Raw genomic sequence first — 11,254 nt, 5'->3', positions numbered from 1 at the left:
ACGATGGTAACCGCGAAGCGGCTCAGCCTTCCAACGCCCGCCGCAGCCGGTCCGGGTTCACCCTCCAGAAGGTGTGCTGTTCGCCATCCACCAGAACCACCGGAATCTGCTCCCAGTGCAGCCGGTAGAGGTCCTCGTCCTGCGAGATGTCCTTCTTCTCCCACCGCGCGCCCGTCTCGGCGCACACCTTCTCCACCACCTCCTGGGCGTCGTCGCACAGATGGCACCCGGGCCTCCCGATGAGCGTCACCACCCGCTCACCGGGGCTCTTCTTTTCCTTGCGGCGCAACAGAGGGCTCATGCCCCCATTCTCCCGCGTCCCCGCCCCGCCCCCGCGTCACGGGGACGCCCCGCAGAGTTCACGCCTCCGCATCCCATCGGTTCGGGAACTCCCGAACACAATGGCTATGCTCGCGTCATGGCCGCTCTGGGATGGCTCACCCCCCGTAGGCGCTCCGCGACCGCGCGGAGCGTGCTGGCAGGCGAGGCCTCGGCCGAGGCCGCCCGCAAGACCGCTCTGGCCGAAGCCCCACCTCTGACCGGCCCCGAGAGGGAAGCGCACGAGGAAGCCGAGGCACTGGCGGAAGCCGAGGCGCGCGAACCACAGGAGCCGGCCGAGCCGGAGTTCCCCGTCGCCGGGGACGATCTCGCCGCGGCCTTCTTCGACCTCGACAACACCGTCATGCAGGGCGCCGCCATCTTCCACTTCGGCCGCGGCCTCTACAAGCGCGAGTTCTTCCAGCGCCGCGAGCTCGCCCGCTTCGCCTGGCAGCAGGCCTGGTTCCGCCTCGCCGGCGTCGAGGACCCCGACCACATGCAGGACGCCCGCGACAGCGCCCTGTCCATCGTCAAGGGCCACAAGGTCTCCGAGCTGATGGCCATCGGCGAGGAGATCTACGACGAGTACATGGCCGAGCGGATCTGGCCCGGCACCCGCGCCCTGGCCCAGGCCCACCTCGACGCCGGCCAGAAGGTGTGGCTGGTGACCGCCGCCCCCGTGGAGACGGCCACGATCATCGCCCGCCGGCTCGGCCTGACCGGCGCGCTCGGCACGGTCGCGGAGTCCGTCGACGGCATCTACACCGGCCGCCTCGTGGGCGAGCCGCTGCACGGCCCCGCCAAGGCCGAGGCGGTCCGCGCCCTGGCCGCCGCCGAGGACCTCGACCTCGCGCGCTGCGCCGCGTACAGCGATTCGCACAACGACATCCCGATGCTGTCCCTGGTCGGGCATCCGTACGCGATCAATCCCGACACAAAACTGCGCAAGCATGCCCGCACCCACGACTGGCGGCTGCGCGACTATCGGACCGGCCGCAAGGCCGTGAAGGTCGGCGTCCCGGCAGCCGCCGGAGTCGGCGCGATCGCGGGCGGCGCGGCCGCCGCGATCGCCCTGCACCGCCGCCGCAAGTAGCGGCTCCGGGCCCCGCACCGGCCCCGCACCGCCCCCGCCGCCCCGACGGCCGGACCACGGGCATTCGCTCACCTCTACCCGCGCCCCCGGCGCGGCACTCCGGCCTGCCCGACTCGGTCGTGAGCCATTGGGGAAGCTGCCATTCCGCGCACCCAACCGATCAAGAATCGATCACCAACAGCGACCGAATATGCCCTGGACACGCAACAGAAGTGTCGGAACCGGCGATTTGAGCAACTGGGTGTAGCACTGCCTGTACGAAGCGTTATTCTCCTCAAACGCATGCCACCGGTCATCTGTCGCTACGACGGGTGAACGGTCCCGCACTGCACGTGATGGAAGCTCTGCCTCTGGGAGTCCCGTGTACCCACCTGTCGGGGTTGACGCCTCGGGCCTGGCTACGCTGCGCGCAACGGTCCTCGACCACCTGCGCGGCTTCGTCCCCACCGCGTACGCCGTCCCCGCCTTCGCCGCCGCGGTCCCTGCCGGCTTCGGCCCGGCCGGTCCTTGCTATGCCCTGACCGACGGCGGCGCGACGGTGGGCAGACGCGGCCGCGCGGCCGGGGGCTCGAACGGCGCCGCCGGCGCGAGCACTCAGGCCACCCACCGCCGCCCCACCGCGGACAGCGACCAGGCCCGCATGATGGACCTGGTCGAACGTGCCCAGGCCGGCGAAGCCGACGCCTTCGGCCGCCTCTACGACCAGTACAGCGACACGGTCTACCGCTACATCTACTACCGCGTCGGCGGCAAGGCGACCGCGGAGGATCTCACCAGCGAGACCTTCCTCCGCGCGCTGCGCCGCATCTCCACCTTCACCTGGCAGGGCCGTGACTTCGGCGCCTGGCTCGTGACGATCGCCCGCAACCTGGTGGCGGACCACTTCAAGTCCAGCCGCTTCCGGCTGGAGATCACCACCGGCGAGATGCTCGACGCGAACGAGGTCGAGCGCAGCCCCGAGGACTCCGTCCTGGAGTCCCTCTCCAACGCGGCCCTGCTGGAGGCCGTGAAGAAGCTCAACCCGCAACAGCAGGAGTGCGTGACCCTGCGCTTCCTGCAAGGGCTCTCGGTCGCCGAAACGGCCCGCGTGATGGGGAAGAACGAGGGCGCCATCAAGACGCTCCAGTACCGGGCGGTCCGCACCCTCGCCCGGCTCCTCCCCGACGACGCCCGCTGACCCCCCTCAGAAGACGACCCACCAAAACAACACGACCCCAATACATCCGGTGACCCCTCGATGACGCTGTGGTCCGATCATCCTTCGTCCGTAACCCAAGTGCCGCGACGCTCGTTGTGCGGAATGCAGGCTCCCTGTGGACACGCCCTACCCGAAGCCGCTCACTCGAAAGTGTGGATGTGCTCAAGGAAGGCAACCTTCCGGACACCTTGGGGAGTCGATCGTCATGACGAGAGGAGGTGCCGCCAGTGATCGCGAACGTGACCCCGCACCGGCGGGCGAACGCCTTCGCCCAGGCCCTGGAGGATCGGACCCCGTCCGATGCTCCGGAACCGGACTCGGCGGCCGAGCAGTCCCCGGCACCTGCCGAACCTGCCGACCACGACCGGCTATTGGCCCTGGCGAGCGTGCTCGGCGAAAGAATGCCGCGCCCAGTGCTGGACCCCCAGGTCAAAGTGGTGCAACGAGCCCAGCTCGTCGCCGCCATGGAGGCCATGGTGCTGGAGGAGAGGGCCGGGGGCGGTGCCGCCCCGGACCCTCTGGTGCCCGAACAGCGGACCGGCCGCGGCGCCCACCGGGCGACCTCGCTCCGGAAATTGCGGCCCCGCTCCCGCTGGTCCAAGGGCATCGCGGCAGGCGGCCTCACCGTGGGTGTGGCCGCAGGGGCCTTCAGTGGAGTGGCCGCTGCCAGCACGGACGCCCTGCCCGGTGATTCCCTGTACCCGATCAAACGGGGCGTGGAAGACCTGAAGCTGGGGATGGCCGACGAGGACTCGGACCGGGGCGAGCTCTATCTCGACCAGGCCTCGAACCGCCTCTCGGAAGCCCGCAGGCTGATGGAACGGGGCAGGACCGGCGTACTGGACCACGAGTCCCTGGGCGAGATCCGCCGAGCACTGGCGGGCATGAAGCACGACGCGGAGCAGGGCCACCGGCTTCTCCAGGCGGCCTACCAACGGGACGGCTCGCTCGGCCCGATGCAGACGCTCTCGTCGTTCTCCCGCTCCCACCGGGACGCCTGGGGCCGGCTCCGGGAGAAGCTCCCGGCGCAGCTCACGGACGTGGGCGGTGAAGTGGAGGGCGTCTTCCAGGCCATAGACGAAGACGTCGCGCCGCTCCAGGGCCTGCTCCCCAAGCCCCCCGAGCAGAGCAGGGGTTCCGGCTCGTCCGGTGCCCCGGCCAAGCCCGGCACCCCCAGCGGCAAGCAGCAGCCCGCCCCCACCCCGGGCACCCCGTCCGACAGCAGCCCCGCGCCGTCCCCCTCCGGGAGCAGCGTCAAGCCGCAGCCGACGGGAGGCCTTCTGGGAGGTACGGGCGACCTGCTCACCCCGCCCACGGGCCTGCCCACTCCGCCCCCGTCGGCCGGAGTCCCGGAGCACCTCAAGCCGGACATCACCCTCCCGCCCCTGCTCCCGGGCATCCTCCCGGGCCTGGGCATCGACGCGGAGGACGCCGAGTAGCGCGGTCGAACGCCGGCGGGGCACATCCAGCCCCGCCGGCGTTCACGCGCGCCCGGACACACAACCGGCCGGCCGGCCCCCCGCCCGCCGCCGACCGGGGCGTCAGAAGAACACGGACCGCCGCTGCACCAGCAGGCGGTACAGCGTGTGCTGGATCTGCTCCCGCACCTGGTCCGTCAGGTTGAACATCAGCATCGGATCCTCGGCGGCCTCCGCCGCGTACCCGTCCGTCGCGATCGGCTCCCCGAACTGGATCGTCCACTTCGTCGGCAACGGCACCGCCCCGAACGGCCCCAGCAGCGGGAACGTGGGAGTGATCGGGAAGTACGGGATCCCCAGCAGCCGCGCCAGCGTCTTCGCGTTGCCGACCATCGGGTAGATCTCCTCCGCGCCCACGATCGAGCACGGCACGATCGGCGTCCCGGCCCGCAGCGCCGTCGACACGAAACCACCGCGCCCGAACCGCTGCAGCTTGTACCGGTCTCCGAACGGCTTCCCTATCCCCTTGAAGCCCTCCGGCATCACACCGACCAGTTCCCCGGCCTCCAGCAGCCGCTGCGCGTCCTCCGCGCAGGCGAGGGTGTGCCCGGCCTTGCGCGCCAGCTCGTTCACCACCGGCAGCATGAACACCAGATCGGCCGCCAGCAGCCGCAGGTGCCGCTGCGCCGGGTGGTGGTCGTGCACCGCGACCTGGAGCATCAGCCCGTCCAGCGGCAGCGTCCCCGAGTGGTTCGCGACGATCAGCGCGCCACCCTCCTTCGGGATGTTCTCGATGCCCTTGACCTCGACCCGGAAGTACTTGTCGAACAGCGGCCGCATCAGGGACATCAGGACCTGGTCCGTCAGTTCCTTGTCGTAGCCGAACTCGTCGACCTCGTACTCCCCGGTGATCCGCCGCCGCAGGAACGACAGACCGCCGGCGACCTTACGCTCCCAGCCCGCGCCGGCGGGCTTCTGCGCCACCGGCTCCAGGAGCGGGGGGACAGCCTCCACGACCGGCTCGGGCGGTGCCGGCGGAGCCGCCCGCACCCGCCGCCCCGAGGGACGCCGGCGCGGCCGGTCCTCGCCGAACGGAATGACCTTGGCGTCCGCCACTATCGCTTCGCTCCTTCAGCCACGTCGACGTCGACGTCGACGTCCGAACCGTCCACGTTCAGCATCCCAGCCACCCGGTCCACGGCACGCGCCACCCGCTCCGGCGGCAGCAGCCCGCTCCCCCGGCTCCGCGCGAAGTCGGCGAAGGTCTCGGCGGTCGTGTACACCGGCTCGAAGCCGAGCACCTCCCGCATCTGCGTGGTCTCCACGACCCGGCCGTGCGTGAGGAGCCTTACCTGCTCCGGCGAGAAGTCCGTCACCCCGACCGCCCTCAGCACCGACCCCGCCCACGTCACGGCGGGCAGCAGCAGCGGCAGCGTCGGCCGCCCCAGCCGCCGCGAGCACTGCGACAGAAGCAGCACGCCGTCACCCGCGATGTTGAAGGTGCCGCTGTTCAGCGTCCCCCGCCGCGGCTCCCGCGCCGCCAGCCGCAACACGTCGAGCACGTCGTCCTCGTGGACGAACTGGAGCCGCGGGTCGTAGCCCAGCACCGTCGGCATCACCGGAATGGAGAAGTACTCGGCGAGCGCCGAGTCCGCGAAGGGCCCCAGGATGTTCGCGAAGCGCAGCACGCACACCGCGACGTCCGGCCGCCGGCGCGCGAAGCCCCGTACGTACCCCTCGACCTCGGCCGCGTCCTTGGCGAAGCCGCCCGCGGGCAGTGACTTCGGCTCCGTGGTCTCGGTGAAGACGGCCGGATCCCGCGAGGTGCCCCCGTACACGCTGGTACTGGACTTCACCACGAGCCGCCGTACCGTCGGCGACTTCTGGCAGGCCCCGAGGAGCTGCATCGTCCCGATGACGTTCGTTTCCTTGACGGTGCTGTGCGCGCCGCCCGTTCCCGCGCCGCTCCCGGTGACCGCCAGGTGGACCACCGTGTCCACGGCGTGCTCGGCGAGCACGCGGGCGATCGCCGACTGCCTGATGTCCGTACGGACGAACTCGGCCGACCCGAGCCGGTGCGGCGGCGCCACGGCGTCCACCGCGATCACCCGCTCGACCTCCGGGTCACGCTGGATGCGGCGCACGAAGCGGCCCCCCAGCTGCCGAGACGCCCCGGTGACCAGCACGACCTTCCCCACGAGCTCAGCGCCTCCCTAGTCGGAACAACCTGCCCCCGGCTGCACCACAGCCCCCCCACCAGGATGGTGGGGGGGCTGCGGAAAACACGTACAGCTACCGCTTACTTCTTGTTACGGCGCTGAACGCGGGTGCGCTTGAGCAGCTTGCGGTGCTTCTTCTTAGCCATCCGCTTGCGCCGCTTCTTGATAACAGAGCCCACGACTACCCTCGCTCACTTCTCTTCACTCGGTGCGGGGCGTCTGGGCCCACACGACCTACGTCGGCTTAGCCTACCCGCCCGAGCTCTGAGCCTGTAATCCGCCTGCTTGAGTGGGGGTCCGGGGCGTCAGTCTCAGGCCGACTCCACCCCCACATAGGACTCTCGGAGGTACTCGTGAACCGCGTTTTCGGGGACCCGGAAGGACCGGCCCACCCGGATCGCGGGCAGATGACCGTTGTGCACCAGGCGGTACACGGTCATCTTCGACACTCGCATCACCGAGGCGACCTCCGCCACGGTCAGGAACTGAACCTCGCTAAGAGGCCTCTCGCCAGCAGCCATGACACACCTTGACCTTCCGCGCATGACGGGCACCGGCTTCCCCTCCGGTTACTCCTCGTCGTCGCACGCTCACTCCCCAGAGTAGGGGCGCGTGATACGAGTGGGGAAGAGGAGCTACAGCCACTCCTGGCGCACCGGCAGCCCCGCACGGTCGAGCACGTACCGGGTGAGGGGTCCGTAGTAGTCCGCGCGCACCGCGTCATCAAGCGGAACCGCCACCGCGACCCGGCCCTCGGCCTCCCCCACGAACAGCGCGGGATCGTCCGTATCCGCCAGCCCGATCGCCTCCACACCGAGCTGACCTGCACCGCAGACCCATCCGTGATCCCCCACCACCAGCTCCGGCAGCGGCCCCCCGGCCTCCGCCAGGGCCCCCAGGGCGATCCGAACCGGCAGGGGCGAATGGGAGTGCACGCCGGTCGCACTCCCGGGCTCCCGCACGCCGGGGTCCCGCACCAATGCGACCCCCCGTACGTAATCGATGCAGTGCGTGCGTACGCCGAACCGGGTCGCCATGTCGACACTCACCCCCCGCGCCGGGCTGAGGACATCACAGCCCGCCGCCGACACCGCCGCGGCCAACGTGGCGTAGAAGCCCAGGAGCCGGTGCGGGTGCCCCGTCCCGAACAGCACCGGGGACCCGGCCCGCACCGCCTCCCGCAGCCGCCCCGCGAAGGCCTCCAGCGCCGCCAGCGTCCGTTCCGGATCGATCATGTCCGGCCCGCTGACGTGGGCCGGATCCGCCGAGACCCCGCACTTGCGCGCCATCAGCCCCAGCAGGGCACCCTCATCCCACCCCTGCTCCGGGTCCAGCCCCAGCAGCACCCGCGGATCGCGCGCAGCGAACAGCCGGTAACTGCGCAGGCTCTCCTCCCGCGAGGTGGCGACGGGCCCGGCCAACCGGGCGGCCAGCAGATGCGCACGCAGCGCGCCGGTGCTCAACACCCCCCGATGCTCCCCCAACACATCTGGTGGTTCATCAATTCCGGCTTTCCGCCGCACAGTTGGCGTAACGATGCATCGTCAGGTCAGCATCCCCCGCAGCGGGAACACCGCCCGCCGGGTCGCCAGCACCGCCTGGTCGATCCGGTCCGCCGGGTCGTAGCCGCCCTCCCAGTCCCGCCACACGGGCTCCCGCCCGTCCGTCATCCGGGCCGGCGCCAGCTGTCGCGTCCGCGCGTACACCTCGTCCCGCCACGACGCCGGCACCGCCGTCTCCGGGTCGACCGGCCGGTGCCCGGCGATGGCCACCAGATGGGTCCACGACCGCGGTACGACGTCCACCACCGCGTATCCGCCGCCGCCGAGCGCCAGCCACCGACCGCCCGCGTGCTCGTGCGCGAGCCGGTGACAGGCCTCCTGGACCGCCCGCTGGGCGTCCAGGGACACCGCCAGGTGCGCGAGCGGGTCCTCGAAGTGCGTATCGGCGCCGTGCTGCGTCACCAGCACCTGCGGCCGGAAGTCCTCCAGCAGCTCCGGCACCGTCGCGTGGAACGCCCGCAGCCATCCCTCGTCCCCGGTACCCGCCGGCAGCGCCACGTTCACCGCCGACCCCTCGGCGGCGGCGCCACCGGTCTCTTCCGGCCATCCGGTCTGAGGGAACAGCGTCCGCGGGTGCTCGTGCAGGGAGACGGTCAGCACCCGCGGGTCGTCCCAGAACGCCGCCTGCACCCCGTCCCCGTGGTGGACGTCCACGTCCACGTACGCGACCCGCTCGGCCCCCAGCTCCAGCAGCCGGGCCACGGCCAGCGCCGCGTCGTTGTACACGCAGAACCCGGCCGCAGAACCCGGCATCGCGTGGTGCAGCCCGCCCGCGAAGTTCACCGCGTGCTCCGCCTCCCCGCGCCACACCGCCTCCGCGCCCGCCACCGACTGCCCGGCGATCAGCGCGGACGCCTCGTGCATCCCGGGGAACGCCGGATCGTCCATGGTCCCCAGCCCGAAGGACCCGTCGGCCGAGCCGGGGTCGGCGGACACCCCCCGCACCGCGGCGACGTACTCCTCCCGGTGGACCAGCCGCAGCGTCGAGTCCCCGGCCGCCCGGGCCGACCGTACGTCCATCACCCGGTCCAGCCCGAAGGCCCGTACCAGGCCCATGGTCAGCGCCAGGCGCACCGGATCCATCGGATGGCTCGGTCCGAAGTCATACTTCGTTACCGCCTCGTCCCACATCAACAACCCGCGGCCGCTCATGCCCGACACCGTATCGGGCGTCGCCGGAACCGAACGAGCGGGCGTAGAACAGCGTCACCAGGACCAGCACCATGGGCACGAGCATCGCCCCCCGGTAGCTCCAGGCGTCCCCCACCGCCCCGACGAGCGGTGACCCGATGAGGAAGCCCACGTAATTGAAGATGTTGAGCCGCGCGACCGCCGTGTCCGAACCTCCCGGGAACAGCCGGCCCGCCGCCGCGAACGTCTGCGGCACGATCACGCACAGCCCGAGCCCCAGCATCGTGAACCCGAGCATGCCCACCCACGGCCCGGGCGCGGCGGCCACCACCGCGAACCCGCCGGCCGCCACCACCGTCCCGGCACGCACCACGGCCGCGGCACCGAACCGCCGCACACCCAGATCCCCCACGGCCCGCCCGATCAGGGTGGTCACCATGTAGACGTTGTACGGGACGGTCGCCATCTGCTCCGAGCTGCCGAGCACGTCCTGGAGGTACTTGGCACTCCAGTTCGCCACCGTCGAGTCACCGATGTACGCGCACGCCATCACCAGACAGAGCGGCAGCAGCAGCTTCCCGGCGTTCGCCGGCCGTCCGTCCTTCCCACCGTCCTCACCGGCCGCCCCGAGGACCCCGGGCCGCGCGTCGGCGTAGCGGCGGCTCACGACCAGGACCAGCGGCAGCAGCACGACGACGGCCGGCAGGTAGCTCACGAACAGGCCCAGATGCCAGTGCGCCCCGGCCCACGCGGCCGAGGCACCGACGATCCCGCCCAGGCTGTACGCGGCGTGGAACCCCAGCATGATGCTGCGCCCGTACGCCCGCTGGAGGCTGACCCCGAGCATGTTCATCGAGGCGTCCAGCGCGCCCACCGACAGCCCGAACACCCCCAGGGCCACCGCCACGTGCCACAGCTGCGTCCCCGTCCCGACTCCCAGGAGGGACAGCAGGACCACGGGCTGCGCCCACCGGAGCACCGCGCTGGGCGCGACGCGCTTCACCAGGTGCTCGGTGGCGACGCTCGCCGCCCCGGCGAGGATGGGAACGGCGGCGAGGAAGGCGGGCAGCAGCCCGTCGGATATCCCGTACCGGTCCTGGATGCCGGGGATCCGGGTCACGAGCAGCGCGAAGGCGACACCCTGCGCGAAGAAGCTGAACCCCAGGGCGCTGCGCCCGCGCCGCAGCCGTACGTCAACCGTCATGGCGGCACAGCGTAGGCCCAGGGGCTACCCGTGGGTAGAGCGATCACACGGGCAGTTGCAGAAGCCCCGGGAGCTGCTTCATGTCCCCGAAGTACCCGGTCGCGCCGGCGAGCCGATCCGCGGGCATCATCCCGGTGAACCCGTACACGTCCATGCCCGCGGCGAGCGCGGCCCGCACGCCGAGCGGGCTGTCCTCCACGACGGCGCACCGGGCCGGCTCGACGCCCATGGCACGGGCCGCGTGCAGGAAAAGATCGGGGGCGGGCTTGCCCTGGCCGACGTCCTGCGAGCTGAAGAGCCACTCGTCCTCGAACCACTCGTCGAGCCCGGTCACCCGGTGCCCGACGCGGATCCGGTCGTGGCTGCCGGAGGAGGCCACGCAGTAGCCGACCCCTTGTTCGACGAGCCCGTTGAGCACCTCCTCGACCCCGGGAACGGGCCTGAGATCCCGCTCGAACGCGGCGAAGGTCCGCGCGTGCAAGGTCTCGTCGAAGTCGTCCGGGAGCCGCTGACCGGTCCGCTCGAGCACGAGGTCGTGCACGCGGTGCACGGCGCCGCCCATGTAGTCATGGAGCGATTCCTCGTAGGAGGTCGGGTGCCCCAGCTCGGTCAGATACCCGGCGAGGATGCTGTTGGCGAGCGGCTCGCTGTCCACCAGCACGCCGTCGTTGTCGAAGATGACGAGGTCGTAGCCCATACCCCAACCCTACGAGCCGTCAGCACGGATCGGCCTCGACCCCATGCCGGGCATCCGGTGGAGTCTGGCCCCGGAACGCAGAAAAGCCCCGCACCATAAGGTGCGGGGCTTTCCCACAATAATTGTTCGGCGGCGTCCTACTCTCCCACAGGGTCCCCCCTGCAGTACCATCGGCGCTGAAAGGCTTAGCTTCCGGGTTCGAAATGTAACCGGGCGTTTCCCTAACGCTATGACCACCGAAACACTATGAAATTTGAACACTGGCTGACAACACAGCTGTTCGTTATTTCAGAACTAACACAGTGGACGCGAGCAACTGAGGACAAGCCCTCGGCCTATTAGTACCAGTCAGCTTCACCCGTTACCGGGCTTCCACATCTGGCCTATCAACCCAGTCGTCTACTGGGAGCCTTA

The 11,254-nt window shown here is 70.8% G+C and carries 12 protein-coding genes and 2 rRNA genes; 3 read left to right on the top strand and 11 right to left on the bottom strand.

What is annotated here, in order from left to right; all coding sequences use genetic code 11:
* Nucleotides 1–22: 22 nt before the first annotated feature.
* Complete coding sequence (locus tag OTB16_RS29270; protein ID WP_267723935.1) at nucleotides 23–301, bottom strand: glutaredoxin family protein; 279 nt, start codon at nucleotides 299–301, stop codon at nucleotides 23–25.
* Nucleotides 302–418: 117 nt separating this feature from the next.
* On the opposite strand from OTB16_RS29270, the gene OTB16_RS29265 reads away from it, so the two are divergent.
* The 3 genes from OTB16_RS29265 to OTB16_RS29255 all read left to right on the top strand — a co-directional run bounded on the left by OTB16_RS29265 (nucleotide 419) and on the right by OTB16_RS29255 (nucleotide 4,048).
* Nucleotides 419–1,411 (top strand): HAD family hydrolase, encoded by a 993-nt coding sequence (locus OTB16_RS29265; RefSeq protein WP_267723933.1) that lies wholly within the window; start codon nucleotides 419–421, stop codon nucleotides 1,409–1,411.
* Nucleotides 1,412–1,772: 361 nt separating this feature from the next.
* Nucleotides 1,773–2,588, top strand: coding sequence for an ECF subfamily RNA polymerase sigma factor, BldN family (locus OTB16_RS29260; RefSeq protein WP_267723931.1), 816 nt, complete (start codon nucleotides 1,773–1,775; stop codon nucleotides 2,586–2,588).
* 248 nt (nucleotides 2,589–2,836) lie between these two features.
* Nucleotides 2,837–4,048, top strand: coding sequence for a DUF5667 domain-containing protein (locus tag OTB16_RS29255; RefSeq protein WP_267723929.1), 1,212 nt, complete (start codon nucleotides 2,837–2,839; stop codon nucleotides 4,046–4,048).
* Between the two features lie 102 nt (nucleotides 4,049–4,150).
* Here the strand turns inward: OTB16_RS29255 and OTB16_RS29250 are convergent, their stop codons facing one another.
* The 10 genes from OTB16_RS29250 to OTB16_RS29205 all read right to left on the bottom strand — a co-directional run.
* Complete coding sequence (locus OTB16_RS29250) at nucleotides 4,151–5,143, bottom strand: lysophospholipid acyltransferase family protein (RefSeq protein WP_267723927.1); 993 nt, start codon at nucleotides 5,141–5,143, stop codon at nucleotides 4,151–4,153.
* Entirely contained in the window at nucleotides 5,143–6,225 is a 1,083-nt protein-coding gene (locus OTB16_RS29245) for an NAD-dependent epimerase/dehydratase family protein (RefSeq protein ID WP_267723925.1), read from the bottom strand. Before OTB16_RS29245 ends, OTB16_RS29250 begins: the two co-directional genes overlap by 1 nt.
* A 101-nt stretch (nucleotides 6,226–6,326) precedes the next feature.
* On the bottom strand, nucleotides 6,327–6,425 hold the full coding sequence (locus OTB16_RS29240) for a 30S ribosomal protein bS22 (RefSeq protein WP_003948845.1): 99 nt from the start codon (nucleotides 6,423–6,425) through the stop codon (nucleotides 6,327–6,329).
* A gap of 132 nt (nucleotides 6,426–6,557) precedes the next feature.
* Entirely contained in the window at nucleotides 6,558–6,767 is a 210-nt protein-coding gene (locus OTB16_RS29235) for a helix-turn-helix domain-containing protein (protein WP_008738568.1), read from the bottom strand.
* 114 nt (nucleotides 6,768–6,881) lie between these two features.
* On the bottom strand, nucleotides 6,882–7,712 hold the full coding sequence (locus OTB16_RS29230; RefSeq protein ID WP_267723910.1) for a phosphatase: 831 nt from the start codon (nucleotides 7,710–7,712) through the stop codon (nucleotides 6,882–6,884).
* 78 nt (nucleotides 7,713–7,790) lie between these two features.
* On the bottom strand, nucleotides 7,791–8,960 hold the full coding sequence (locus tag OTB16_RS29225; protein WP_267723908.1) for an acetoin utilization protein AcuC: 1,170 nt from the start codon (nucleotides 8,958–8,960) through the stop codon (nucleotides 7,791–7,793).
* Nucleotides 8,911–10,143: an MFS transporter gene (locus OTB16_RS29220; protein ID WP_267723906.1), complete on the bottom strand. Its 1,233-nt coding sequence runs from the start codon at nucleotides 10,141–10,143 to the stop codon at nucleotides 8,911–8,913. The genes OTB16_RS29225 and OTB16_RS29220 overlap by 50 nt, the downstream gene beginning before the upstream one ends.
* 43 nt (nucleotides 10,144–10,186) lie before the next feature.
* Nucleotides 10,187–10,840: an HAD family hydrolase gene (locus OTB16_RS29215; protein ID WP_267723904.1), complete on the bottom strand. Its 654-nt coding sequence runs from the start codon at nucleotides 10,838–10,840 to the stop codon at nucleotides 10,187–10,189.
* Nucleotides 10,841–10,964: 124 nt separating this feature from the next.
* Nucleotides 10,965–11,081 (bottom strand): 5S ribosomal RNA (gene rrf, locus OTB16_RS29210).
* Between the two features lie 77 nt (nucleotides 11,082–11,158).
* Nucleotides 11,159–11,254: ribosomal RNA gene (locus tag OTB16_RS29205) — 23S ribosomal RNA — on the bottom strand; the annotation flags it as partial.

This window comes from Streptomyces antarcticus (assembly GCF_026627255.1).
Taxonomy (GTDB): Bacteria; Actinomycetota; Actinomycetes; order Streptomycetales; family Streptomycetaceae; genus Streptomyces; species Streptomyces antarcticus.
Note: the sequence above shows the minus strand (reverse complement) of the source record. Positions and strands in the feature narration are given on the sequence as shown.

Bases quoted from the DNA above. Each gene is read 5' to 3' on its own strand.
- OTB16_RS29235 (WP_008738568.1), bottom strand. From the start codon at position 6,767: ATGGCTGCTGGCGAGAGGCCTCTTAGCGAGGTTCAGTTCCTGACCGTG.
- OTB16_RS29270 (WP_267723935.1), bottom strand. From the start codon at position 301: ATGAGCCCTCTGTTGCGCCGCAAGGAAAAGAAGAGCCCCGGTGAGCGG.
- OTB16_RS29220 (WP_267723906.1), bottom strand. From the start codon at position 10,143: ATGACGGTTGACGTACGGCTGCGGCGCGGGCGCAGCGCCCTGGGGTTC.
- OTB16_RS29265 (WP_267723933.1), top strand. From the start codon at position 419: ATGGCCGCTCTGGGATGGCTCACCCCCCGTAGGCGCTCCGCGACCGCG.
- OTB16_RS29225 (WP_267723908.1), bottom strand. From the start codon at position 8,960: ATGAGCGGCCGCGGGTTGTTGATGTGGGACGAGGCGGTAACGAAGTAT.
- OTB16_RS29215 (WP_267723904.1), bottom strand. From the start codon at position 10,840: ATGGGCTACGACCTCGTCATCTTCGACAACGACGGCGTGCTGGTGGAC.